The organism is Thalassospira permensis NBRC 106175, from assembly GCF_000714555.1.
GTDB lineage: Bacteria > Pseudomonadota > Alphaproteobacteria > Rhodospirillales > Thalassospiraceae > Thalassospira > Thalassospira xiamenensis.
This window is the reverse complement of the sequence record NZ_AUNC01000012.1, coordinates 113365-139077: the sequence shown is the minus strand read 5'-3', so window position 1 is coordinate 139077 and position 25713 is coordinate 113365. Positions and strand designations below refer to the sequence as shown.

The 25713-nt window shown below is 53.0% G+C and carries 27 protein-coding genes; 18 read left to right on the top strand and 9 right to left on the bottom strand.

Annotated features, from left to right (window positions below):
- Positions 1–15: 15 nt before the first annotated feature.
- Together hemH and hemE are read right to left on the bottom strand one after the other, a co-directional pair.
- A complete protein-coding gene (hemH, locus tag SMB34_RS07770; protein WP_037989246.1) occupies positions 16–1128 on the bottom strand; it encodes a ferrochelatase in 1113 nt (370 codons plus the stop codon).
- Between the two features lie 178 nt (positions 1129–1306).
- Entirely contained in the window at positions 1307–2344 is a 1038-nt protein-coding gene (hemE, locus tag SMB34_RS07765; protein ID WP_037989019.1) for a uroporphyrinogen decarboxylase, read from the bottom strand.
- A gap of 666 nt (positions 2345–3010) precedes the next feature.
- On the opposite strand from hemE, the gene SMB34_RS07760 reads away from it, so the two are divergent.
- From SMB34_RS07760 to rho, 10 genes are all read left to right on the top strand, one after another.
- Positions 3011–3835 carry a pyruvate, water dikinase regulatory protein gene (locus tag SMB34_RS07760; protein WP_037989244.1) on the top strand — a complete coding sequence of 275 codons (825 nt, stop codon included), beginning with the start codon at positions 3011–3013 and terminating at the stop codon, positions 3833–3835.
- Positions 3836–3879: 44 nt separating this feature from the next.
- Entirely contained in the window at positions 3880–4476 is a 597-nt protein-coding gene (locus SMB34_RS07755; protein ID WP_037989017.1) for a Maf family protein, read from the top strand.
- A gap of 31 nt (positions 4477–4507) precedes the next feature.
- Positions 4508–5374, top strand: coding sequence for a shikimate dehydrogenase (locus SMB34_RS07750; protein WP_037989014.1), 867 nt, complete (start codon positions 4508–4510; stop codon positions 5372–5374).
- Positions 5375–5405: 31 nt separating this feature from the next.
- The gene (gene coaE / locus SMB34_RS07745) at positions 5406–6008 is read left to right on the top strand and encodes a dephospho-CoA kinase (RefSeq protein WP_037989012.1); all 603 of its coding nucleotides are present in this window, start codon (positions 5406–5408) and stop codon (positions 6006–6008) included.
- Positions 6001–6714: a DNA polymerase III subunit epsilon gene (gene dnaQ / locus SMB34_RS07740; RefSeq protein ID WP_037989010.1), complete on the top strand. Its 714-nt coding sequence runs from the start codon at positions 6001–6003 to the stop codon at positions 6712–6714. The genes coaE and dnaQ overlap by 8 nt, the downstream gene beginning before the upstream one ends.
- 130 nt (positions 6715–6844) lie before the next feature.
- The gene (locus SMB34_RS07735; protein WP_240478777.1) at positions 6845–7717 is read left to right on the top strand and encodes a substrate-binding periplasmic protein; all 873 of its coding nucleotides are present in this window, start codon (positions 6845–6847) and stop codon (positions 7715–7717) included.
- 91 nt (positions 7718–7808) lie between these two features.
- On the top strand, positions 7809–8042 hold the full coding sequence (locus tag SMB34_RS07730; protein ID WP_240478776.1) for an LUD domain-containing protein: 234 nt from the start codon (positions 7809–7811) through the stop codon (positions 8040–8042).
- The gene (locus SMB34_RS07725) at positions 8020–8667 is read left to right on the top strand and encodes a Smr/MutS family protein (RefSeq protein WP_037989005.1); all 648 of its coding nucleotides are present in this window, start codon (positions 8020–8022) and stop codon (positions 8665–8667) included. The genes SMB34_RS07730 and SMB34_RS07725 overlap by 23 nt, the downstream gene beginning before the upstream one ends.
- On the top strand, positions 8664–9023 hold the full coding sequence (locus tag SMB34_RS07720) for a helix-turn-helix domain-containing protein (RefSeq protein WP_037989003.1): 360 nt from the start codon (positions 8664–8666) through the stop codon (positions 9021–9023). Before SMB34_RS07725 ends, SMB34_RS07720 begins: the two co-directional genes overlap by 4 nt.
- 332 nt (positions 9024–9355) lie before the next feature.
- Positions 9356–10618: a transcription termination factor Rho gene (gene rho / locus SMB34_RS07715; RefSeq protein ID WP_007088512.1), complete on the top strand. Its 1263-nt coding sequence runs from the start codon at positions 9356–9358 to the stop codon at positions 10616–10618.
- Positions 10619–10875: 257 nt separating this feature from the next.
- Here the strand turns inward: rho and SMB34_RS21035 are convergent, their stop codons facing one another.
- Positions 10876–11049: a hypothetical protein gene (locus tag SMB34_RS21035; protein WP_156962655.1), complete on the bottom strand. Its 174-nt coding sequence runs from the start codon at positions 11047–11049 to the stop codon at positions 10876–10878.
- A 268-nt stretch (positions 11050–11317) separates the two neighbouring features.
- Between SMB34_RS21035 and SMB34_RS07710 the strand changes: the two genes are divergently transcribed.
- Positions 11318–11869 (top strand): HD domain-containing protein, encoded by a 552-nt coding sequence (locus SMB34_RS07710; protein ID WP_007088513.1) that lies wholly within the window; start codon positions 11318–11320, stop codon positions 11867–11869.
- A 68-nt stretch (positions 11870–11937) separates the two neighbouring features.
- Here SMB34_RS07710 and SMB34_RS07705 read toward each other — a convergent pair whose 3' ends face one another.
- The 3 genes from SMB34_RS07705 to SMB34_RS07695 all read right to left on the bottom strand — a co-directional run bounded on the left by SMB34_RS07705 (position 11938) and on the right by SMB34_RS07695 (position 15756).
- On the bottom strand, positions 11938–12912 hold the full coding sequence (locus SMB34_RS07705) for a quinone oxidoreductase family protein (RefSeq protein ID WP_007088514.1): 975 nt from the start codon (positions 12910–12912) through the stop codon (positions 11938–11940).
- 174 nt (positions 12913–13086) lie between these two features.
- The gene (locus SMB34_RS07700) at positions 13087–13572 is read right to left on the bottom strand and encodes a methylated-DNA--[protein]-cysteine S-methyltransferase (protein ID WP_007088515.1); all 486 of its coding nucleotides are present in this window, start codon (positions 13570–13572) and stop codon (positions 13087–13089) included.
- Between the two features lie 132 nt (positions 13573–13704).
- Positions 13705–15756: a thioredoxin domain-containing protein gene (locus tag SMB34_RS07695; RefSeq protein ID WP_037989001.1), complete on the bottom strand. Its 2052-nt coding sequence runs from the start codon at positions 15754–15756 to the stop codon at positions 13705–13707.
- A 293-nt stretch (positions 15757–16049) separates the two neighbouring features.
- Here SMB34_RS07695 and SMB34_RS07690 point away from each other — a divergent pair, with 293 nt between their 5' ends.
- From SMB34_RS07690 to SMB34_RS07660, 7 genes are all read left to right on the top strand, one after another.
- Positions 16050–16310 (top strand): DUF6489 family protein, encoded by a 261-nt coding sequence (locus SMB34_RS07690; RefSeq protein ID WP_007088517.1) that lies wholly within the window; start codon positions 16050–16052, stop codon positions 16308–16310.
- 5 nt (positions 16311–16315) lie between these two features.
- Positions 16316–16645, top strand: a complete 330-nt coding sequence (locus tag SMB34_RS07685; RefSeq protein WP_037988999.1) for a (2Fe-2S) ferredoxin domain-containing protein — start codon at positions 16316–16318, stop codon at positions 16643–16645.
- Positions 16646–16965: 320 nt separating this feature from the next.
- Complete coding sequence (gene mnmE, locus SMB34_RS07680; protein WP_051682177.1) at positions 16966–18375, top strand: tRNA uridine-5-carboxymethylaminomethyl(34) synthesis GTPase MnmE; 1410 nt, start codon at positions 16966–16968, stop codon at positions 18373–18375.
- 145 nt (positions 18376–18520) lie between these two features.
- Complete coding sequence (gene mnmG, locus SMB34_RS07675; RefSeq protein WP_007088520.1) at positions 18521–20419, top strand: tRNA uridine-5-carboxymethylaminomethyl(34) synthesis enzyme MnmG; 1899 nt, start codon at positions 18521–18523, stop codon at positions 20417–20419.
- A 323-nt stretch (positions 20420–20742) separates the two neighbouring features.
- Entirely contained in the window at positions 20743–21378 is a 636-nt protein-coding gene (rsmG, locus tag SMB34_RS07670; protein WP_037989241.1) for a 16S rRNA (guanine(527)-N(7))-methyltransferase RsmG, read from the top strand.
- Positions 21375–22199 (top strand): ParA family protein, encoded by an 825-nt coding sequence (locus SMB34_RS07665; protein ID WP_007088522.1) that lies wholly within the window; start codon positions 21375–21377, stop codon positions 22197–22199. Before rsmG ends, SMB34_RS07665 begins: the two co-directional genes overlap by 4 nt.
- Positions 22196–23404 (top strand): ParB/RepB/Spo0J family partition protein, encoded by a 1209-nt coding sequence (locus SMB34_RS07660; protein WP_037988997.1) that lies wholly within the window; start codon positions 22196–22198, stop codon positions 23402–23404. The genes SMB34_RS07665 and SMB34_RS07660 overlap by 4 nt, the downstream gene beginning before the upstream one ends.
- Positions 23405–23491: 87 nt before the next feature.
- On the opposite strand, the gene holA is transcribed toward SMB34_RS07660, so the two are convergent.
- Genes holA through SMB34_RS07645 form a run of 3 tightly spaced genes read right to left on the bottom strand, consistent with a single transcriptional unit; the run spans position 23492 to position 25661 of the window.
- Positions 23492–24523 (bottom strand): DNA polymerase III subunit delta, encoded by a 1032-nt coding sequence (gene holA, locus SMB34_RS07655; RefSeq protein ID WP_007088524.1) that lies wholly within the window; start codon positions 24521–24523, stop codon positions 23492–23494.
- Positions 24524–24536: 13 nt separating this feature from the next.
- Positions 24537–25046: an LPS assembly lipoprotein LptE gene (locus tag SMB34_RS07650; RefSeq protein ID WP_037988995.1), complete on the bottom strand. Its 510-nt coding sequence runs from the start codon at positions 25044–25046 to the stop codon at positions 24537–24539.
- A 6-nt stretch (positions 25047–25052) separates the two neighbouring features.
- Positions 25053–25661 carry a hypothetical protein gene (locus SMB34_RS07645; protein WP_037988993.1) on the bottom strand — a complete coding sequence of 203 codons (609 nt, stop codon included), beginning with the start codon at positions 25659–25661 and terminating at the stop codon, positions 25053–25055.
- Positions 25662–25713: the final 52 nt, after the last annotated feature.

Here is a 25713-nt window from a genome sequence, read left to right as displayed (position 1 = left end):
CGATCAACAATATAATCAGGCAGGGCCCGCACCCATCGGCTGTTTGGCCACCGCACAGCTATGTTCATCCGGGCACCACCAGCCACGCGTTTCCACCGCGTAATCATCTGGTCCGTTCTGATCAAGTTCCTGCTGGGTTTCGTTGACCACATCAACCAAGCCACTGATAAACAGCGGATGCGAACAAACCGTTCGAACACGTTCGTAAACCGGGATTTTCAGCTCATCGGCAATTTCGCGATATTCAATGTCCAGCTCGACCAGCGTTTCGGAATGCTCGGTAACAAAGGCAATCGGAACAATCACCAATGGTACGCCATCCTTGCCGGCACGTTCAATTTCATGCTCGGTCGACGGGCCAATCCATTCCATCGGCCCTACACGGCTTTGATAGCACACAAGCCAGTCCAGATCGGCAATTGCCATCTTGTCGACCACGGCTTGTGCTGATTTTTCAATCTGCGACTGATATGGATCAGCACGTTTGGTAATCACTGCCTTGGGCACACCATGGGCAGAAAACAGCAGGCGTGGCTTGCCAACACCAAGATAGGCAGCCTTTTTCAGGGCATTTTCATACCCGGCCTTAACCATTTCAGCCGATGCATCAATAAAGCCAGGATTGGTTGGATAACAACACGCGGTTTTGATCGGCGCCGCAAGGCCAACCTTGTGACAGGCCCGCTTCCAGTCCTTGACCGAGGATCCGCTGGTGGTTGTTGAAAATTGCGGATAAAGCGGCAACAAAATCTGTTCATCCGCACCCCATGCCTTAACCGCGGCCGCACTTTCATCGGCAAACGGTTTCCAGTAACGCATGGCAATGAAACAGCGATTTTCATAGCCGTCATCAAGCCCGTTAAGCGCTGTTTCAAGCGCATCCGCCTGATCCTTAGTCAATTCCAGCAGCGGCGATTTTCCGCCGATATGGTTATAGATCTCGCGTGCAATCGGTGCGCGGCGCGATGAAATAAGCTTTGCCAGAAAATACCGGAACGGATTGGGCAGGCTAATAATCGCCGGATCATTAAAGAGATTGAAAAGAAACGGCTTAACCGCATCCGGGCCATCCGGGCCGCCCAGATTGAAAAGAATGATCGCGCGTTTTTTACGCTTTAGTTCGGACATCGGCATATCCTTCATGGCGTTTTGAAACTGTCCGGTTCATCCCGGAAGTTTTGTCTGGATAAACCCGTCCCACTTCTTTTGATCCTGCCGATTATAATGGCCAATCAGTATCGAAGTGCAACGGGTTTAAACCATTTTACGCATTGAATTTTTCAATCGATTTGATCGATTTCAATTATCAGCGATAATTTCGAATAAAATCGACCAGCTTGCCGACATTTTCCGGCGATGTTTCCGGGGTAATCCCGTGTCCAAGATTGAAAATGAACGGACCATCACGCAGCACATCTAGGATACGGCGGGTTTCATCAATCATTTCGTCCCCACCGGTAATCAGATACATCGGATCAAGATTACCCTGCACCGGGCCCAATGGCTGAAGTTTTTTCGCAACCCATTTCAAAGGAACACCACTATCAAGACCAACGGCATCGACACCAGTCTTCTGTTTGAAGTCGATCAGATGCAAGCCAGCACCCCTTGGGAAGCCAATCACAGGCAAATCCGGATGTACCGCCTTAAGATTTGCGACAATCTTTTTGGTCGGTTCGATCACCCAGCGTTCAAACCCGTTTTCCGACAGTACTCCGCCCCAGGTTTCAAAAAGCTGAATGCATTCCGCACCTGCTTCAACCTGTTTTAGCAGATATTGCGTGGTGGCTTCGACCAGGATTTCTATCAGACGTGAAAACCCGTCTGGATCGCCATAAGCAAAGCGGCGAATATTGGCAAAATCCTTGCTGCCCTTGCCTTCAACCATATAGGTCGCAACCGTCCACGGTGCCCCTGCAAAACCAATGAGAGAGGTATGAGACGGAATGGATGCAGAGAGCTTTGCAACCGTCTCGTAAACCGGCCCCAATGTGTCATGGATATGATCAACATTTAGGATGCCAAGTCCCGAAGCATCGCGAATGGCTTCAAGCTGCGGTCCTTCCCCCTGCTTGAAAGCCAAATGCTGCCCAAGTGCCTGTGGTATGACGAGGATATCGGAGAACAGAATAGCCGCATCGAAGTCATAGCGCCTCAACGGCTGCAAGGTAACTTCACACGCAAGATCAGGATTATAGCAAAGATCGAGGAACGAACCTGCTTCGGACCGTGTTGCGCGATATTCCGGAAGATAGCGACCCGCCTGGCGCATGAGCCAGATGGGAGGTACCGGCAATATTTCACCGGCAAGGGCGCGCAAAAAGGTCTTGTTTGGTTTTGGCATGACGTTTCCTGTTTGACTGCCGGTAACTGCCTTTTAACGGGCTGTTTCCGGGTATGATAGTCCCGATCCTTTTGTCAGACACGATGATCTGGCGCTTATGTCCGGTTCCCGGTTCCTGACCCGTTAATTGTGTCCTGAAGCCTTTCCAATCCGTTTTTCCACCGTGTCTCTAACAAAACCTTCTTTAATAAAAAAGGATGTTGTTTGTTAGTGGTTCCCTGTGGATAACGGGGATCAAATTTGGTGCACAGCTTATCCACATTGCGACTCGGGAAAAATGATTCATCTCAAACGGTCTTGGGGAAAACTGGGGACGAATCCGAACGACTCCCAAGGATGAGCTTGGGAAAAGCCGTTTTTGAATAATGGGGATAGCGGGGATTAATCTGGTTTTCGCCCTGTTATCCCTGCTATTAGGGAAAAAATTTTCCGCTTATCCCCCGTGGGACGAATGCATTGAGAAATTTTGTATGACGTGCAGGATAAAATCTGTGGAAAAAATTTGGCCGGAGTCGCCCCCGTTATCCACAATTATCCACAGGCCCGACTCCGTCAGTTTAATTTATGGTTGGGATTGCAGTGCCCTGACATATGGCAGATGATCGAAATATCGAACACCGGGTTTCGGTTAAGTAATATGAAATGCTGGAAAATTGCGGGTCTGCAATGATTGATGACGACAACATCTTTCACCTCCATCTGGTATCGGACTCGACCGGTGAAACCGTTGACGGGGTGGCACGTGCCTGCATTGCACAATTTCCCGATGTCCGGGCCCATGAACATGTCTGGTCGCTGATCCGAACCGATGCGCAGCTCGCCCGTGTGCTTGCCGATATCGAACGCAATCCCGGTATCGTGCTTTATACGGTTTTCGATATGGATATCCGCCGCAAGCTCGAAGAAGGCTGTCGCCGTTTGCAGGTACCGCACAGCCATGTGCTTGATAATACCATTACCATGATGGCGGGGTATCTGGGACAGCAATCACGCGGTCGCACCGGCGCCCTTCATAAAATGGACGAAGATTATTTCAACCGGATCGAAGCCATTGATTACACGCTGTCTCATGATGACGGGCAATCGACCTGGGATCTTGAAGAAGCCGATGTCGTGATTGTCGGAGTTTCGCGCACGTCAAAGACACCAACCTCCGTCTATCTGGCAAATCGTGGCATCAAAACCGCCAATGTGCCGTTTGTGCCGGGGTGCCCGTTGCCCCCGGAACTCGACAAGCTTAAAAATCCGCTGGTTGTTGGCCTGATCAAGGATGTTGATCAACTGGTATCGATCCGCAAAAATCGACTGCGCCAGATCGAGCGCGGCGAGGGTGGAGATTACGTTGACCCGGTTGCCGTGCGAAACGAAGTCCATCAGGCACGCCGTTATTTTACTGATCGCAGCTGGAAGATTATCAACGTCACCAGACGATCCATCGAAGAAACCGCGGCGATCATTCTATCGACCATGTATGACCGGCGTGGTCATTAATTCGATTAATTCAAAGACATGAGAAAATCACAGGATACCGATACATGACCAGACTGATTCTGGCGTCCAGCAGCAAAGCTCGCCACTCCATGCTGAGAAATTCAGGTGTGGATTGCGAGGCAATTGCCTCCATGATCGACGAAGAGGGTTACAAGCAATCAATGAAGGCCGAAGGTGCCAGTGCTGCCGAAGCCGCCGAAACGCTCGCCGAAATGAAGGCATTGCGCATGTATCGACAGCAACCCGATGGTATCGTTATAGCGGCCGATCAGATGCTGGAATGCAACGGGATCTGGTTTGACAAGCCGCGTGACCGCGACAATACCCGTGCCCAGCTTCTGGCGCTTCGCGGTAAAACCCATCAACTGGTTTCGGCGGCCGTGATCTATAAGGAAGGATCACGTATCTGGGGCACCATCGATACCGCCCATCTGACCATGCGCAACTTTACGGATGAATGGCTCGAAGACTATCTTGATGCCGCCGGCGACGACATTTACGACTGTGTTGGAGGTTATCAGCTTGAAGGTATTGGCGCGCAGCTTTTCACCGAAGTGCGCGGTGACTATTTTACCGTTCTGGGCCTGCCTCTTTTGCCGCTGATTGGCTTCTTGCGTGATCACGGTATTCTCAAGGCATAATAAAAGACATTCAGGCAGGAAATTCTTCATTATGACTTTGCGAACTCCTTATCGAACCCTGTCGGGTACCTCGCGCCTTGCCGGTGTGATGGGCTGGCCGGTATCGCACTCGAAATCGCCGCGTCTGCACGGTTACTGGCTGGCAAAATACGGGATCGACGGTTGCTATATGCCGCTCCCGGTAGAGCCGGATAATTTTCAGGGTGCCCTGAAATCCTTGCGAAATCTGGGTTTTTCTGGGGTCAATGTCACCATTCCGCAAAAAGAAATGGCGATGCCCGAATGTGATGAACTCTCTGATCGTGCGCGTCGCATCGGAGCGGTCAATACTGTGACCTTTGCCAAGGATGGCCGCATGCTGGGCGATAATACCGATGGGTTCGGTTTTATCGAAAACCTGCGCCAAGAAGCCCCGAATATCGATTTTGCGTCTGGTCCGGCGGTGGTGCTGGGTGCGGGTGGGGCATCGCGCGCGGTTTTGATTGCCCTGCTTGACGAAGGCAGTCCCGAAATCCGTATTACCAATCGTACACGCAAACGCGCTGAAGATTTGGCGACCGAGATTAATGATCCCCGGATAAATGTTGTGAACTGGCCGCTTGATCCCGCAAGCCTTGCCGATGCGGCACTTGTGGTCAATACCACAAGCCTTGGCATGGTTGGACAGCCGAAACTTGAAATCGATCTTGAAGGTTTGCCGCAAACAGCCCTTGTTACCGATATCGTTTATGCACCGCTGATAACCGATCTGCTGGCACAAGCCAAAAAACGCGGCAATCAGGTGGTTGACGGGTTAGGCATGTTGCTGCATCAGGCACGACCGGGTTTCCATCGCTGGTTCGGGATTGATCCAGAGGTTACGCCAGAGCTTCGCGAATTCGTGCTTTCGCCAGATTAATCCGAATTAAGATCACAGGACACTATTTATTATGGTGATTTTGGGACTGACCGGGTCCATCGGCATGGGTAAATCGACAGCGGCGGGGATGTTCCGCTATCTCGGTGTGCCGGTTCACGATGCCGATGCCAGCGTCCATCATTTAATGGCACCGGATGGGGCGGCATTTGAACCGATCATTTCGGCATTCCCTCATGTCCTGCAAGACGGCCGTATTGATCGCCAGATACTCGGACCAATCGTTTTTGCCGATTCCGATGCGCTGAAATGTCTTGAAGCCATCCTGCACCCGCTGGTTCGCGGTGACGAAAACCGATTTCTAAAGCAGAACCGTCTGGCGCAAAGACCATTGGTTGTGCTTGATATACCGCTTCTGTTTGAAACGGCGGGCGAAAAACGCTGCGATCAAGTTGCGGTAGTATCAGCGCCGGAGTTCATTCAACGCCAACGTGTTATGGCGCGATCAGGGATGACGGAGGCCAAATTTTCCGCCATTCTTGCCAAACAGATGCCGGATCGCGAAAAATGTCGCAAAGCCGATTTTATCATCCCGACAGGCTTGGGGCGGGCGGTAACTTTCGCTACGATACGGACCATCATTGACCAACTGGAAAATCGGACCCGACATGCGTGAAATTGTCCTTGATACGGAAACCACCGGCCTTGATCCATATGCAGACCATCGCCTGGTGGAAATCGGTTGCATCGAGTTGATCAATCACATGCCGACGGGACAGCAATATCACCAATATATCAATCCGCAGCGTCCGATGCCAAAAGAGGCATTTGACGTTCACGGTCTAGGTGACGATTTCCTTAAAGACCAGCCTGTTTTTGCCGAAATTGTCGATGATTTTCTCAAATTTATCGGCGATGATTCGCTTCTTGTGATCCATAACGCTGCGTTCGATATGAAATTCCTGAACGCAGAACTTGAATGGCTGAGCAAGCCGAAAATTGACATGAATCGCGCGATTGACACCGTGCAGATGGCGCGCAAAAAATTCCCTGGTTCTCCGGTCAGCCTCGATGCGCTGTGTCGTCGTTTCAAGATCGATAACTCGAACCGTACCCTGCACGGCGCATTGCTCGATTCCGATCTGTTGGCGCTGGTTTATCTTGAACTGCTGGGGGGGCGGCAACATGGGCTTTTGCTTGATTCCAATGCCAAGGACAAAGCAAAGGAGACCGCGAATACCCCGCGCATGGTGGTGGGGCCAAAGGAAAATCGTCTTGAACCACGGCTCAATATCGTCAGCGACGAAGAATTGGCTGCACATCGCGCCTATATTGAAACAAAGCTTTCAGGTGCCTTTTGGCTAAAGCTCGAAGAGGTATGATGTGACCGGCATGTTTTCCCGATATGCCGTTTTTTTTCGAACTTCTTTTTTTTGTCAGATCGTCTTTTTGCTTTTTGAACTCCCGTTCTTGAACCGGCCGCTTTTCAACAAGCCGGATGTAATCGGATGTTTGATCACTGCAATGCTTCTGTCGGGGATCCCAACCCGCGATGCGAGCGCCCAATATCAATTGGGTGACCAATCCCCGATCCAGTTGCAGCAAACAGACACCCTCATCGATGGCGAACTTGCCTATACCATTCATGCGTCTGAGGGCGGTCGTGATAAAGTCCGTCCCGAACCGGGCTATTTTGATGATCTTGTCACGACTCTGTTTAACGATGCTGGTCTGCCCTATGTTATTGCGGCCCAAGCACCCTGGAAGCGGGTTATGGAACAGGCGGTGCAGGGCACCCGGCATGTAATCTATCCGACAACTCGAACCGCGGATCGCGAAGACAGCTTCAAATGGGTTGGGCCGATCAGTCGCACGATCTGGAACCTTTATGGTTACGCCGATGCCAAATGGCAGGATATGAGCTTTGATAACATCCTGTCCTCGGCACGGATCGGCGTTTTGTTGGGATCGGCGCGTGAACCCTATTTACGTAAACGCGGCGCACAACAGCTTGTTCTGGTTCCACGCGAAGAGCTTTTACTGCCTATGTTACATGCTGATCGTGTGGATCTGATTGCAATTGGTGGTTCGGTTCTGCGCCAATATCGCGACATTGTCGATCCCAGTGCTCAGCAACGCGATATTGACGGGATTTTACCATATCGCAGTTGTTTTCTTTATATTGCCATCAGCAATGCGGCCCCGATTGACGAGATCAAAAAACTTCAGAACTCTCTCAATAAGATCAAGAAAAGTGGCCAATTCATTAATTTACGTGAGAGACATGGCTTGTCTTCGAATACCGACAGTGCGTTTCTGCGAGCAATGTTGAACCTCGACAATAACGGTGTTGCCTGTCTTGATCTTTTCGGGCGGGATGATTGATACGGTTTATGAACATTCGCACATGTAGTGATCATCAGGCTTTGGACCCACCATTGTTCGGTTTATGGCGCGGTTGGCGGTTACGCTCAATATGCTTCCCGACACCCGTATTGTCGTTTTAAAAGTCAGCGACATCGTCGGAACTTACGAAGAAGTATGGGCACGGTTGCGCGAATGGGAAGGAAACGGCAATATGCCGCAAACATTCCTTTGGGTGACAGGCCCGTCGCGAACAGGCGATATCGAACAGACGATACAGCTAGGCGCGCACGGACCGCGCCGTTTGCATATCGTTCTGGTGGATGACACAAAAGAAAACCCATAAAAGACGGCGCTCCGTCAGCGACGAAGAAAAGGCCCTTTGGGAAATTTTCACGCGTGATGTCAAACCCCTGCATTCCAAACAGCGCAAGGGCAGCGACGCCGTGTTCGAACTGGACGAAGATCATCCCAAAAGCGATACGGCGATGCCGCTTCCTGATGACCTGCAAGGCGAAATCAACAAGGCCGAAGAAGTCCGGGCTGCGCGCAATCTGCCATCTGCACGCAATGCTGATCGAGGCCCGCAGATAAAGAATCGCGCCTTGGCCGAACTTGAACCCGGTGTCACCGATAACATTGATAAGTCGACGGCCAAAAAATTCCAGAAAGGCCAGATGTCAATCGACGGACGTATCGATCTGCACGGCATGACCCAGGATGTCGCCCACCATGCACTGAATGCTTTTATCGAAGACAGCTGGCGGGCCGGAAAACGGTGTGTTCTGGTGATTACGGGCAAAGGATCGCGTGCTGATGAATATGGCCGCACCGGTCTTTTGCGCCAACGCACCCCGCAATGGCTAAGCGCGCCAAGGCTTCGCACCCGTATTCTTGCCATCAGCGAAGCTCGTATCCAGCACGGCGGATCGGGCGCCTTTTATGTTCTGCTGAAACGGAGACGCCCGTGACACCCTTTGGCAATCGTATTCGCGAATTACGGGCGCGCCATAATGTCACCCTGACCGATATGGCAAACGCCTTGCAGCTCTCGCCAGCATACCTTTCCGCGCTTGAACATGGCCATCGTGGCCGGCCAAGCCCGGGTCTGGTGCAGCAAATCTGCGGCTATTTCAATCTGGTCTGGGATGAAGTTGACGAAATCAAACGCCTAGCACAGCTTTCTCATCCCAAGGTAACGGTAGATACCGCCGGGCTTGAGCCAGAGGCAACCGAACTTGCCAATCTTCTGTCGGAACGGATTGCCGGTTTAAGCGATGATCAGCTTGCCCGTATGCTGGCGATAGTCCGCGAACGGGTTGGTTGACCAGACAGATGCACGAAGGTTCGCCAGTTGGTTGAAGAATATCTTTCACCGGTTTAGCCTGGGCAGGCGATTGCATGGCAGTTCTGCAACAGGTGCACGTGATATTGCCTTAATGGTATCAAACACGGTTTGACTATTGGTTCAATCGGCGTTATCAATCTGTGGTGTTTTCACCGGAAACATGAAACAGTCCTGTCTGCTTCACAACTACAAGGTTCCGACAGGTCCGCAGAAACTATGATCTGCCTGACCGTCGACCGCATTCCTCTCTATATCTCCTCTCCTTTCAATCATCGCCTTTCCCGGCAATCACAAGATCATTAAACGCACATATGCATCTTCAGGAACTCAAAAAGAAATCCCCGACGGAGCTTCTTGCCCTGTCCGAGGAACTCGAAATCGAAAACGCCAGCACGCTCCGTAAACAGGAGCTGATGTTTGCCATTCTCAAACAGCTGGCCGAAAACGATCATGCCATTTTCGGCGAAGGCGTGTTGGAGGTTCTGCCAGACGGCTTTGGCTTCCTGCGCAGTCCCGAGGCAAACTATCTTGCCGGTCCGGACGATATCTATGTCTCGCCGAGCCAGGTTAGGCGCTTTGGTCTGCGCACGGGCGATACGGTTGAAGGCCAGATTCGTTCGCCCAAGGAGGGCGAGCGTTATTTCGCGCTGCTCAAGGTCGACAAGGTCAACTTTGATGCGCCCGAAAAAGTCCGCCATCGCATCAATTTCGATAACCTGACCCCGCTTTACCCGGACGAGCCGCTCAAGATGGAGCGCCACCTTGATCAGGAAGGCAACAAGGACATCACCAACCGTGTGATTGAACTTGTTTCCCCGCTTGGCAAAGGTCAGCGTGCCCTGATCGTCGCACCGCCGCGCACCGGTAAAACCGTGATGCTGCAAAACATTGCGCACGCGATTGAGGAAAACCACCCGGAAGCCTATCTGATCGTTCTTCTGATTGATGAACGCCCGGAAGAAGTGACCGACATGGACCGTTCCGTGAAGGGCGAGGTCATCAGTTCGACCTTCGACGAACCCGCACAGCGTCACGTCCAAGTCACTGAAATGGTTCTGGAAAAGGCAAAACGCCTGGTTGAGCACAAGCACGATGTCGTCATCCTGCTGGACTCCATCACTCGTCTTGCACGTGCTTACAACACTGTCGTTCCAAGCTCCGGCAAGGTTCTGACCGGTGGTGTCGATGCCAACGCCCTGCAGCGTCCGAAACGCTTTTTCGGTGCGGCACGTAACATAGAAGAAGGCGGTTCGCTGACCATCATCGCAACTGCCCTGATTGATACCGGTTCGCGCATGGACGAGGTCATCTTTGAAGAATTCAAAGGTACTGGTAACTCCGAGCTTATTCTGGATCGCAAACTGTCCGACAAACGTATCTTCCCGGCGATCGATATTCTTAAATCGGGTACCCGTAAGGAAGAACTGCTGGTCGAAAAAAGCGCGCTCTCCAAAATGTGGGTTCTGCGCCGTATCCTCAACCCGATGGGGCCGCAGGATGCGATGGAATTCCTGCTCGGTAAGCTCAAATCGACCAAAAACAACGACGATTTCTTCGATTCAATGAATGGCTGATCGCCGTTCGATCCTGTAATCGACCCGTCATGGAAAACCCCCGGCAATCTGTCGGGGGTTTTTGTTTGCCGGCAGGAGGTATCCGACAGGTTTATGAGTGCGGTAGATCACTGTGATCTACTTCGCTTGAACAGTGACAGGTTGCCTTTGCGCGATGAATATATCTGTGCTGTGCGGGCCGCCGAATGGCAGGCACTCGCCGGAACCGGGCCTGATCTGCAACCTTGCGGGATGTTTCATGTGAAACACTTCGCTATTCAGGTCATTGCCAATGTTAGTTCGGCATTGTGACCGTCAAGTTTCTGCCGGATCAGTTTGCTATCACCCGGTTCGACATGCAGCTTTCCATTACCAAAATGAAGCCCGATATGATGTACCCCGTATCGAAGGGTGATTGTCAGCTCATCAGCAGCGACGATTTCGCAATCCATTTGGTTATTGGCGGCCAGATGATGGGGCGGGGCCGATTTCCAGCCGGTTTGCGGTGCCAGACTGGTTAAATGCAGAGGTTCGGTAGCCGGTATTTTGCAAGGTTAGTTTAAGATTCATTTCCTCGGGCATGTCTCGCTTATCTCCTTGATTTTGGCTCTTTCCTGTATGTGGGGCATAGATTTTTGATGTCGATAGCCATCAATGCTTGCAGTAGCCGCAATCAAATGTGACTCTGGTCTCGTTCTTCCACTACTTTTTTCAAGGCTGATGCAGCTTTTACTGAAATCCGTCGATTTTGCCGCCCGCGCGCATCGTGACCAGCGCCGCAAAGGCCCGGCCCATGAACCCTACATCAATCACCCGATCGAGGTATCGCGCCTGATCATCGAGTGCGAACCGCATACGGATGAATACGTGCTCTGTGCTGCGGTCCTGCATGATGTGATCGAGGATTGCGGGGCGACTCGCGATGAAATTGCCGCCTGTTTCAATGAAATGATCGCCGATATCGTCCTTGAAGTCAGCGATGACAAGGCGCTGCCGCGCGATGAGCGCAAAGCCCGCCAGATCGAAACCGCCCCGCATCTTAGTAACGGGGCTAAACTGGTCCGTCTGGCCGATAAGGTCGCCAATGTTGGCGCGATGTTGACCGATACCCCGGTTGGCTGGGACCGAGAACAGATTCTGCGCTATGTCGATTGGGCCGAAGCTGTCATTGCTCCGTGCCGTGCGGTTAGCTCCGGCCTGTCGGATCGTTTCGATGCTATCGCGCGCGATGTTCGTGCCTGGCACACGGAAAAGGAAGAGGCGGGGGTTTAACCCTGCCTCTTCCCATTCCTTTCATTTCCGCAAAGGCGTGAATCGATGTTTTTCAATGCGATAAAGTCTTAGGGTTTCAGTATGACCGAGCCCGTTGTTTTGCGGCCTTCAAGGTCGTCATGTGCGTGTTTGGCATCCGCAAGGTCATATGTCGCGCCGATATCAATCTTCACCACACCAGATTTCAGGACGTCAAACAGCTCGTTTGCAGTCGCCAGAAGCTCTTCGCGGGTGTCGGTATACTGGAAGACGCTTGGCCGGGTCAGGAAATAGGCCCCAGGTGCGAGTGCCTTAAGCGGGATGGGCGGAACGGCGCCTGATGACTGGCCGAAACTGACCATCATGCCAAGCCGTTTCAGACAATCGAGCGAGTCGTCAAAGGTATCCTTACCGACGGAATCATAAACTACTTCAACGCCTTGGCCGTTGGTGATCTCTTTTACACGCTCGGATACCTTTTCCTCGCGATAAAGGATCGGATAATCGCAGCCCTTGGATTTGGCGATCTCGGCTTTTTCCTTCGATCCGACGGTGCCGATTACGGTGGCACCCAGATGTTTGGCCCACTGGCAAACAATCTGGCCAACCCCGCCTGCAGCCGCATGGATAAGGATCGTATCGCCTTTTTTGACGTGATAGGTTCGGCGCAAAAGATACTGAGCGGTCATGCCCTGCAACATTGCGGCTGCTGCAAGATCAAAGCTGATTCCGTCCGGGATTTTAACCAAACCCTTGGCCGGCATTACACGTGCCTCGGCATAGGCACCCAGCGGTTGTGCGGCATAGGCAACCCGATCACCAACTGCAAGGTCGGTTACGCCGTCACCAACCGCCTCGATCACGCCCGAACCTTCAAGCCCAAGGCCCGATGGCAGGGACGGGGCCGGATAAACCCCGGAACGGAAATAGATATCGATATAGTTCAGCCCGACGGCTTCCTGTCGCAGGCGAACTTCACCCGCACCCGGTGCGCCGATCTCGACATCTTCAAAACGCAGCACATCGCTGCTACCGGTTTCATAAAATCGGAAAGCTTTGGTCATGGAGACCTCCCGTTAAGGCGCCGTTTGGCGCTTGTCTGATCAATGGTCCAAGTCTATGTCAGAAAACGCCATTTTACTATTCAGCAGGTTTGGTTTTGTCCGTTCGGACGGAGGTTAAAAGACGATATTTCACCTGATGGAATGCCAGACAAAATTGGCTGATAGCTGCTTTTTTCAGAACAGGTTACCCTGATCGATTGGGATGATCAGATCTACGCCTTCGATCTTCAAAAGCGCGCGTTTGGTTTCAAGTCCACCGTCGCCGGAATAGCCACCCGGTTTGCCGCCGCTTGCCAGAACCCTGTGACACGGAATGATGATCGGGATCGGATTAAGCCCGCAGGCTGTGCCGACCGCTTGATAGGCTGTTGGTGCCCCGGCGGCAATTGCCAAATCTTTATAAGTCGCTGTTTTGCCGCGCGGGATTTTGCACATCGCATCCCATACCGCCTTATGGAAATCGGTGCCATCGGGCGCCAGCGGCAGGTTGAAGGCATCAAGCTTGCCATCGAAATAGGCATTGAGCTGCGCTTTGGCATCGCTCAGGACCGGACTCGGTTCCATATCCTCGACAAAGCCCCAATCGACGGCGACGATCTGATCGTCGAATTCGAAAATTGTAATCGCCCCGACCGGGCTGTTCATCGAAATCTGCGGCATGGTCGAAATCCTGCGGCTTGTGGGAAGGGGTAAAAGGCATAATTAATTTTTGGACGCCGGAGGAGGAGGCCAACCATCGGATGTTTCACGTGAAACATCCGAGTTGAGCAGGCATCGTATCAGCGGCTCTTCTTATGTCGACTTATTTGGCAAATTGGCAAGCAGCTTGGCAAGGTCGGTGGCATTGGTAACCGGTGCGGAACAGACCGGCCCCTGACAGACATAGGCTGTCTCATGTCCGTCAATCGCGGTTTTTCCCTTGGCTGGGTGCAGGTCGGGCAGGGCATCGGTGTCGGCCAGAATGGTGATCGCACGGTTTGGCAGATAGGCGGCAAAGATGGCACGCCGCATTTCCATGTACATCTGGCTGCGTTCCTTGGCGATCAGCACGATCTGAAGCGGATTTTGCAGCATTTCGGCTGCCAGAAGAAGGCCAGGCATGTTGGGAAATTGTTCGTTTAATCGCCCAGCAAAGGCGGCAATGGTGATTTCCGCCCGGTCGCGATATTTGGTATCGCCGGTCAGGGCATAAAGCCGCGCCAGATTTTGTGCCATGACCGAATTCCCAGCCGGAACCGCATTATCCATATGCGGTTTCTGGCGCACAACCAGATCATCGGCATCAGATGCCGATTGGAAATAACCACCTTTGGTGTCGGCAAACAGGTTTTCGACTGCTTCGCACCATTCGGTGGCTTCGCGAAGGTATGCATCCTCGCCAAAGCATTCATAAAGCCGCAAAGCCGCGCGGATCATGTGCGCGTAATCTTCGAGCATCCCGGCATGCTGTGCCTTTCCATTGCGATAACTATGCAGGAAGCGCCGGTCATTACTTTCGCCAGTCATCAGGCTGTTGATCACAAAATTATAGGCAAGCTTTGCATAATCAAGCCAGTCTGCGCGCTTGAACACCATTGCGGCTTCAGCCAAAGCTGCGATGGTCATAGCGTTCCAGTCGGTCAGAGCCTTGTCATCCCATCCCGGCCAGATGCGCTTGTTGCGCACTGCCAAAAGCTTTGTCCGTATTTCCGAAAGTTTCTTTTCCGTCGTTCGGTCCGCAAGGCCAAGGCCCGATTGCGTGCGGTTCAGGATATTTTTATGTTCCCAGTTGCCCGAGGGACTGACGTTATAGATATCCTTGAACAGGGCGGCATCATTGCCAAGAATGGCGTTAATTTCGGCTTCGTCCCAGACATAGAACTTGCCTTCTACACCCTCGCTGTCGGCATCAAGGCTGGCGGCAAAGGCTCCGCCGGGGACTCGCATATCGCGCAGGATCCAGTCGATGGTTTCGGAAATGCGGGCTTCATAAAGCGGGTTGCCGGTTTCACGCCAGACATCACACAGAAGATCAATCAGCTGCGCATTATCATACAGCATCTTTTCAAAATGCGGCACCAGCCATTGGTCATCGACGGCATAACGGGCAAAACCGCCACCGACATGGTCATAAATCCCGCCCTGGCACATGCGATCAAGGCTGTGGCGGACGATGCGTTTAAGATCGGTATCGTTGGTGCGAACTCCGACACGCCATATAAGGGCCAGAAGGCTTGGTTGCGGGAATTTTGGCGCACCATTGGTGCCGCCATTTTCGCCGTCCATGATCTGTAAGCAGCCATGACCGCACTGATCAATCATCGCGAGCGACGGCATCGACCCGGTTGCACCGCTATTCATTTTAATCAGCGCCTGACCGATCTGTGCAACGTTATGGCGGATGTTATCGGGCTGTTGGGTATAGATTTCTGAAACCGACTTCAAAACATCGCCAAATCCCGGGCGGCCATACCGGGCCTCCTTGGGGAAATAGGTCCCACCCCAGAACGGTTCGCCATCCGGCGTCAGGAACATGGTCAACGGCCATCCGCCCTGCTGACCCAGCAATGCCAGCGCATTCTGATAGACACTATCAAGATCGGGGCGTTCCTCGCGGTCTAGCTTAATATTCACAAACAGCTCGTTCATCAGGGCCGCGATACCATCGTCCTCGAAACTTTCATGTGCCATAACATGGCACCAGTGACACGCCGCATAGCCAACCGACAGCAGAACAGGCTTGTTTGCGGCCTTGGCCGCGGCAAGAACCTCGGTACTCCAGGGTTGCCAATGCACCGGATTGTCACGGTGCTGCAAAAGATAGGGGCTGGTTTCCGAACCAAGATTGTTCTGCGCAAGTTTCATGGCGTCGTATCCTGTGCCCGTCCGGATTTCCTGTGAAGGTGGCGGGCTTTTTATGGTTTGCGGGAAGGGAAGTGTTCCATCCCATTGCTGACATTCATTCTATGGATGTAAGGGTAAAGCCCCTGAAGCGAAAGACAAGAGGGGTAAAGGGATTGGATTAGCAATATATTGCGATTTTATCGGCTTTTAACTGATTGGAAGTGCTCTGAGGTCGATAGTGATTGAGAACTTCGCACGGGCGTCCATAATGGACCCAATAAAAAGCAGAAGATCAAACAGAGGAGATCAGGGCGATGAAAGTTTCCGTGGATATTGATTGCACGCCGGAAGAACTGCGCACCTTTTTTGGTCTGCCCGATGTGCAGCCCATGCAGCAGGCCTTGATGAAAGATATCGAGGATCGGATGAAAGCTAATCTTGCGGCGATGGATCCCGAAACCATGCTCAATACCTGGCTGCCGCAGGGCATGCAGAACTGGGAACAGCTTCAGAAAGCCTTCTGGAGCCAGTTTAACGCTGCCGGAAACACCACTGGCAAGAACACCAAGGACTGACTAGCTTGACGATCGAGGCACATTTTTATCAGGCGCATGTTTTCGTGTGCCAGAACGAGCGCCCCGCGACGCACGAACGCGGATGCTGCAATTCCAAGGGTGCTACGAAGCTTCGCAATTACATGAAGGTTCGCGCCAAGGAACTGGGTCTGCCGATGACTCGTATCAATACCGCTGGATGTCTTGATCGCTGCGAACTGGGGCCGGTGATGGTTATCTATCCCGAAGGCACTTGGTATCGTTACGAGACGATCGAAGATATTGATACCATCCTTAATGACCATCTGGTCGGGGGAAAGGTGGTTGAACGGCTGCGCCTAAGCCCGGATCAATAAACCGGTAAGGCGCGATGCGCGGCATCATCATTAGGACAATCACTTCAAACGGCTCCGACAGGGGTCGTTTTGTGTTTTCCGGCAACGAGAACGGTGACAGGTTGGTGCCGTTTCCAAAGATCTGTCAATCAAACTGGAAACCGGTTTCCGCGAGGATTGTTTGGTGGTCAGAAAGCTGATGATATGCCGCTTTCAGCTATCTTGTGCAGCCTTAAAGCCCCGTTTGTGATTGCAGCTATATGTTGACCTTCGCGGAATGCTGACCGATATGGACAGCCAGCAACATTTTTCTTCAGATGGCGTGACGGATAGCAGAACGGATGACGATTAACGTGACCGACAGTGGAACCCCGATCCGAGTGGGCCAGACAGACACCATATTTGCCCTTTCCAGCGGCGCTGGGCGGGCCGGGGTGGCGGTTATCCGGCTATCCGGGTCAATGGCTGGGGCGACATTGTGCGCGCTTCTGGGCCGCGACAGCCTGCCAAAACCACGTCATGCGATCTATGCGCCGATCCATGATCCGAAAACGAACGAGCGACTTGATGATGCGGTAGCGATCTATTTTGCAGGTCCGGCCAGCTTTACAGGCGAGGATGTCGTCGAGCTTCATACTCATGGCGGGCGTGCGGTAATCGACGGTGTTCTTGATTGCTTGGCCGCTCGACCGGGCCTGCGTATCGCCGAACCGGGGGAATATACCAGACGTGCCTTCGAAAATGGCAAAATGGACCTGACCGCGGCCGAGGGCATTGCCGATCTGATTGATGCCGAAACTGCGGCCCAACGCAGGCAGGCCGTGCGCCAGATGGCAGGCGAATTGGGCGCCCTTTACGAAAACTGGCGCGCGCGTTTAATGAAGGCATTGGCCTACATCGAGGCGGATATCGATTTTCCGGACGAAGATTTGCCTGGTGGTATTGTGCCGGTGGTGCGTGGTGATTTGTCATCCGTTCACGGCGAGATGGATAAACATCTCGCCGATAACCGGCGCGGCGAACGGTTGCGCGAAGGTTTCCAGATCGTGATTCTCGGTGCGCCTAATGCCGGTAAATCAAGCCTTCTGAACCGGCTGGCAAGGCGTGAGGCGGCTATTGTGTCCGAGATCGCTGGAACCACGCGCGATATGATCGAAGTCCATCTTGATCTTGGTGGTTTTCCCGTCACCATGGTGGATACTGCGGGCCTTCGCGAAAGTGGCGATGTGATCGAAACCGAGGGTGTTCGCCGTGCAACCGCCCGCGCGGAGGATGCGGATTTGCGGCTTGTTGTGGTGGATCGTTCCGACTGGCCCCACATCGACGCAGAGGCTGCGCGCCTGATTGATGCCAATACGATCCTTCTGGTCAATAAGGTGGATGGTGTGGATGTTGGCGATATCCCGACAGTCTGGTCTGGAAAATCGGCAATAGGTGATCGGCTTGAGCTGCCCGTTTTGCCCATATCGGCCATGACCGGGCAGGGGATGGAAAGCCTCTTGCAACTGCTGGAGACTCGCGTAAAAGAAGGGCTCGATTTTGCGGGACCAGTTCCTCTGACACGGCTGCGGCACCGCCAGGCACTTGAGCGTGCCAGTGATCATCTGGATCGCGGATTGCAGACCGATATTGCCGAATTGGCGGCCGAGGATGTTCGCCTTGCCGTGCGTGAAATCGGTAAAATCACCGGACGCGTCGATGTCGAAGACCTGCTTGATATTATATTCGGCGACTTCTGTATCGGCAAATAAGATTATCAGAAATTGTTTCACGTGAAACATCGGCCATTTCGATGACACGTGGTTTTGAATTAAGACCTGAATAAGACTCGCAAGCTGTGTTGCATTGAGCAGATGTCATGGCTTGGCGTAGTCAAGGAATTCAACGAGGAATTCGATGTCGGATAACCGATTTGATGTGATTGTTGTTGGCGGGGGCCATGCCGGGTGCGAGGCTGCGGCTGCGGCTGCGCGCATGGGGGCGAAAACCGCACTGGTCACACACCGTGCTGATCGTATCGGTGAAATGTCTTGCAACCCGGCTATTGGCGGGCTTGGCAAGGGGCATATGGTTCGCGAGGTCGACGCGCTTGACGGTGTGATGGGTCGTGCGATTGACCGCGCCGGGATCCAATTCCGAATGCTGAACCGTTCCAAGGGACCGGCTGTGCGCGGCCCACGCGCGCAGGCTGATCGGAAGCTGTATCGCGAAGCGGTGCAGGATATTCTGGCCAATCAGGAAAACCTGACGATCATCGAAGGCGCGGTTCACGACCTTAAAATTGCCGAGGGCGATGACAGCCGCGTGACCGGTGTGATCACCGAAGACGGGCGCGAATATGATGCCGGTGCGGTGGTTCTGACAACGGGAACATTCCTGCGTGGTCTTATTCACATTGGCGAAAAAACCACTCCGGCCGGGCGTATCGGTGATGCGCCAGCACTTGGTCTTTCGGAAACTTTGGAAAAATTCGAATTCCGTTTGGGGCGTTTGAAAACCGGCACCCCGGCACGGCTTGATGGCCGAACGATCGATTGGGCCAGTCTTCAAGAACAGCCGGGTGACAATCCGCCCGATCCGTTTTCCTTCCTGACCCAAGAAATCACCGTACCGCAAATCCCGTGTCACATGACTTGGACAACTGAGGCGACGCACGAAATCATCCGTGCAAACCTGCATCGGGCTCCGATGTATAGTGGCCAGATCAAAAGCAGTGGCCCGCGTTATTGTCCGTCCATCGAAGACAAAGTTGTGCGTTTCGCCGAAAAGAACCAGCACCAGATTTTTCTGGAGCCAGAAGGGCTCGACGATCCGACGGTTTATCCGAACGGCATTTCAACCTCACTTCCCGAAGAAGTTCAGCTTGCGATGCTGGCCACCATTCCGGGTCTCGAGAAGGTCGCGATTTTCCGTCCTGGCTACGCAGTGGAATATGATTTTGTTGATCCGCGCGAGCTGCGCCATACGCTGGAAACCAAGAAAGTCAGCGCACTGTTCTTTGCCGGGCAGATCAATGGCACGACCGGTTACGAAGAAGCTGCCGGGCAGGGACTTGTCGCGGGTGTTAATGCCGCCCTTGTCGCCGGAAGCACAGCAGGTGCGGTTGAGCGCGAATTTGTTCTTGATCGTGCTGACGCCTATATCGGTGTGATGATTGATGATCTGGTGACGCTGGGCACGCGCGAACCTTATCGCATGTTTACCTCACGCGCTGAGTATCGTTTGATGCTTCGTGCGGACAATGCTGACCAGCGTCTGACGGATCGTGGTCTTGACATCGGCTGCGTGGCATCGCACCGCCAGCAGGTTTGGGGTGATAAAAAACTTTCGCTTGAAACAGCCAAACGCACCGTTTCCGATTTGACCGAAACCCCGAATGGTCTGGCGAAGCATGATATCAAAATCAACCAGGATGGTGTGCGGCGCTCGGCGTATGACTTGCTGGCATATCCGGATATTGATTTCGATACCTTGACCCGCGTCTGGCCGCAGCTTTCTGAAATTACCCCGGCGATCCGAGAACAGGTTTCAATCGATGCGCAATATAAAGGCTATCTGGATCGCCAGTCCGCCGATGTTGCGGCCTTCCGTCGGGATGAAGAGTTGCGTCTGCCGCGCGATCTTGACTTCGATAGCGTCGGCAGCCTTTCGGCGGAAATCCGTTTGAAACTGAAAGAAATCCAGCCCGAAACTATTGGTGCGGCATCACGCATTCCGGGTGTCACCCCGGCGGCAGTGACCGCCTTGCTTGGGCATATCAAAAGCCACAAGCATAAGGCGATACGCAGCGCCTGATTGGAACTTACGTTGGGTTGTCCATAATTTCGGAAAGGCAGCACATTTTGTATAAGTGTGCTGCCCTTTTTTGATGTGCCGCTGTTTATCATTGACGATCGGGCTTCATTTACCGCCGATTTCAAATACATTATCTGAATATCTGTCTGGTCTTATTCTGACCCGCTGGCTTTGCGTCCGTGATACTTCTACTTATCGGTAAAATGTTTCACGTGAAACATTTTCGTGTTTTTCCCAAAATTTATTGATTTCGACGCGATAAAACGTGTTTGTTTAAAAAATCAAGTCTGGTGCGAATCATTAACGCGGATTATAACTCGAACATGCAATCCATTTCAGAACCCGTAAAAACATGGTTTGAGACCGATTTGAATGTTTCACGTGAAACATTGGACCGTCTTGGCCTTTATGCTGACCTTGTTGTCAAATGGCAGCCAAGGATCAATATCGTTGGTGCCAGCACGGCTGATGACGTCTGGACACGCCATTTACAAGATTCTGCGCAACTTTGGCCGTATATGGAAGACGTTGTCCGTGGCGGGAAAATTGTCGATTTCGGTTCCGGGGCAGGGTTCCCAGGGATCGTTTTGGCGATTTTGGGTGCGAATGACGTGATTTTGATGGAATCAAACACCAAAAAAACCGTGTTTCTGCTGGAAGCAGCGCGGGTTTGTGGGGTGCTGGGTCAGATCGAAATTGCCCGCGAGCGTATTGAAGCCGCCAACGCGCGCGAAGCCGACGTGATTACAGCCCGTGCATTTGCGCCATTGCCAAAGCTTCTGGAGCTTGGGCAGCGGCATCTTAAACCGGGCGGGCATTATGTGTTGTTAAAAGGACGTGCCTTTGAGGAAGAGCTGGCCGATGCACGTGCAGCCGGTTGGGCATTCACTGTAACCACCCATGCCAGCCTGGTTGATCCGGAAGGCGTGGTGATGATTTTGCAAGGAGTTGACCGGTGACCGACGTTATTGATTTGCCGCTTTCAATCTCTTCCGAGGCCGGTCACCGGCCGCGGATCATTGCCGTGGCCAACCAGAAGGGCGGGGTTGGTAAAACCACGACCACGATTAATCTGGCAACTGCGTTGGCGGCTGTGAACCAGCGGGTTTTGATCGTTGATCTTGATCCGCAGGGCAACGCAAGCACCGGTTTGGGCCTGCGTCCGTCTGAGCGCCAGATAAGTTCTTATGACGTGCTGATCAACGGCAACACGCTGGAAGAAGCACGCAAGGCAACTGCTATTCCGCGCCTGACGATTGTGCCATCAGGTATGGATCTTTCTGGGGCGGAGATCGAGCTTGTCGATTTTGAACGCCGCGAGATGCAGCTTAAAGAATCGCTCGGTCGGTTGCCGCATGATGTCGATTATGTGCTGATCGATTGCCCGCCGTCACTTGGCTTGCTGACGCTTAATGCGTTGGTTGCCAGTGATGCGGTTCTGGTGCCGCTGCAGTGCGAGTTTTTCGCACTGGAGGGGATCAGCCATCTGGTACGCACCATTAAGCGGGTGAAAAAGGCTTTTAACCCTGCTCTTGAAATTCAGGGCATTGTTTTGACGATGTATGACAAGCGTAACAACCTGTCAGCACAGGTAGCCAATGACGTACGCGACTATTTTGGTGATGTCGTTTACCGCACGGTGATCCCGCGCAATGTCCGTGTATCAGAGGCGCCAAGCCACGGTACGCCGGTGCTTGTCTATGATATGAAATGTCCGGGGTCGCGGGCATATCTTAATCTTGCAAGCGAAGTTCTGAAACGCGAAGGGGTGAAGGCATGAGTGAGGCAAAAAAACGCGGTTTGGGACGGGGGCTATCGGCCCTGCTGGGCGAGGAAGACGATGATGTCGGTGCAGCGGTTGCTGGTAGCAATGAGGCTGTTGCTCATCCAGGCCCTGGCGGGACCACACAGCTGATTGCCATCACCGATCTGAAGCCATCACCATTCCAGCCGCGCAGCAATTTTGATGACGAGGCGATTGACGATCTGGCGGCATCGATTCGTCAGAAGGGTATTATTCAGCCGATTCTTGTGCGGGCGTCCTCTACAGGTGAAACCACCTATGAAATCATTGCTGGTGAACGTCGCTGGCGGGCTGCACAGCGGGCGCAATTGCACGAAGTGCCGGTTCTGGTACGTGATTTTGACGACAGGGAAACCGCCGAGATTGCCCTGATCGAAAACCTGCAACGGCAGGATTTGTCGCCACTCGAGGAATCCGAAGGTTATAGCCGCCTGATGAGCGATTTTTCGCATACCCAGGAGGCATTGGCTCAGGCGCTTGGCAAAAGCCGCAGTCATATTGCGAACAGCCTGCGTTTGTTGACGCTTCCTTCACCGATCAAGCAGATGTTGTCGGATCGTGTGCTGAGCCCCGGTCATGCGCGGGCCCTTTTGGGGGCGAATAACGCGGTCGAGCTCGCAAACCAGATCGTCAAGAAGGGGCTAAACGTTCGCCAGACCGAGAAACTGGTGAAAAGTGACGGCGGTAAAACCGCGCGCCAGAAGAAGCCTTCGTCGGGACGCACAAGCGATAAAGATCCAGATACAGTGGCGCTGGAGCATGATCTTAGCAATATGTTGGGGTTGGCAGTAAATATCGATTTTGACGGGGCGGGTGGTAAAATCTCTGTTCGGTATGAAACCCTTGAGCAACTTGACGATATTCTCAAACGTTTGAGTCAGGGACGGTTGGGCGAGTCGGCACCGGTTAATGACGAGGATGATCCGCTTGCTCCCGAAGGTGAGGGGGACAACGAATTCGATTCGATGTTTATCGATGAGGATCTTCTGACTGACGAGCTCGAATCGATTGCCGACGCGACCGAGGTCGCGCTGGATGCCGATGACTCGTTTCTAGACGAGCCAGAAGGCGATATGCCGATTGAGCAGGATGAAGTCGGTGAAGAGGCGCTTGAGACATTGTCGGACACGAAAGTCCTGAAGAGTAAAGCTCATGGAGCCCTAAGTAATAGCGACAAATAGATTTTTATAGCCAATCCGCAAACGATAAGCAGCCCCGTACGACTCGATCAGCGGGGCTGTTTTCTTTTTGCGAAATATGTACGGTCGTTAGCGTCTGCCCTGCTTCTGGCGGGCAACGGCGACCTTGATCATCGCGCGGTGTGCGATGGTTTCGGGGATGGCAAGCCCACTTTTACAATCCTTTTCGGCTTCTAGCAGGATTTGCAGGGCGCGTTGCAGATTTCCCAATGCCCAATTCTGCAGATTGGCGCGAAACTGATCTGCGGCCTTGAAAAACAGGGGGGGACGCAACGATTTCATCGCCTGTTCGGCATTCGTGCCTTGTGCCATCTGGCCTTTGACCAGATGCAGTTTTTGAAAATAGCCGATCATCATGCGAAGTGCGCCAACCGGATTGAGGCCTTCTTCGACCAGGCGGGTCAGGGCGCTATCGAGGCTTGCGACATTGCCCTGGGATACGGCTTGCACGACATCGTCATAATGGCGGGCGGAACTATCCCCGACACAGGCCATCGCGTCGGCCAATGTGACCTGACCTTCTTTCAGAGCGTAAAGAGCCAGTTTTTCAAGTTCGCTTCGTGAAATCATCCTGTCAGAGCCGAGATTACCGACCAGATAGCGTATGGCATCGCGATCAATGCGCAGTTTGTGATCTTCCATGACGGAATTGATCAGGGCTTCGATATCCCGTCCGCTATCGGCATAGCAGGGCAGCGCCATGCCATTACCGGCTTTCTCGACCGTCTGACGCAGTTTCGATTTGGACGCAAGGCTGCCGGCTTCGATGATGATCAGGGCATCACCGGCGGGATCGGCAAGGAAATCGGTAATGATGGGGGCCTGTGCCTCGCCAATGTCGCGGATTCGGATCACACGGCGCCCGCCACCAAAACTGATGGCGGCGGCTTCATCGCGCAGACGGCTGGCGTCTTCCTTAAGCTGGGCAGTGCCAAGTTCGATTACGCGGAATGGGTCCTTGAGATCCTCGACCACGGTCTTGGCAAGTCTGACCGCACGTTCTCGTACAAGCCCCTCATCCTCGCCATAGATCAGGACGAGTTGCGCCTTGGCATCGGGAGCGCGAAGGAAATTTTCGACCTGTGCCGCCTTGAGCTTCATGGCGTGATATTACCTAACGTCCGCTGCGCAGGCCAACGGCGACCTGATTGGCAAGCTGTCGGGCAAGATTCCGGGCAGCATCTGAGCGGGCGGCGGACTCTGCTTCTAGTGAGGCAAAGTCGGAGTCGACAAGGTTGTAAGTTGTTCGGGCGCGAAGAGAACCTGAACGGAGTATTCTTGAGTCGGAAATTCGAGAAAGTTGGTACTGGGCGCTCAAAATATAGTCGGCAATGGTTGCTTCATTGTCCTTGGTATAACCGAGTTCGGAAGTTGATTCATCAAGAGTAATATCGAGGGTATATTCCGGCCGAACAGTTTGGCCGCGCGGGGTCAGCGTTTCGACCAGAACGTTACGTGTTATTTGTCCGATTCGGTCTTCCATCATCGATATTTTGACCCTCGCCATATCGGCCGCGGTACTGTCACCGCCTTTATCCTCGGCATAAAGAGGGCGGAAGCCGCAAGCGGTGAGGCCGGTCAGGGCAAGCATGGCGATAATCGATAACAGGGCGCGCAACGTCATTCCTCGCTATTTTTTTGCGTGATGGTTTTTGCCGAAAGGCGCATGACCATGACGATACAATAGTTCCGATCCGATCAAAGGGCAAAACAGAGTTAGGTTCGTGATGAAAGAAAGTCTGAGTTCAAGATCTTTAGCTGAGTCGCTGTTATTTGAAAGAGACTTGAAGTCGCTGCGCAGTTTCGCAACGGCCGTATTGAAACGACCCTTTGCAAGCTCGTCCACAATTTTGCTTTTCGGCGTATCTTGTAAACTCTGAGCCTGGGCTTCAGGCATAAAGGTAAAGGGCTGCTCGCCTATCGCCAGTTTGGTCCAAACCTGACGCAGCCATCGCCAATGGCCGATCAGGCTGCTTTGGGTTATATGCAAAGGACGATCAAGTGGCACATCTGCCAGAAGCGTGAGGCACAAGATATCACTCCCTATCTGGGAATGAAGCTTTGCCAGATTGTTTTCGATGAAGTCTGTTGAAACCGGTCCTGCATTTTTTGGCTGGCGGGGAAAATCCTTTTGTTCTTCCCAAGCAGGAAGCAGGCCAAGAATTTCGCACGCGATTGCAAGTCGCCCAGCGCGCAGATCATCCCCGTATTGTGATAATGCAGGTCGATGAAGGGCCAAGACAAACCCCCATTCACGTGTCAGCGAATGGGGGTTGTATTGACCTGACACA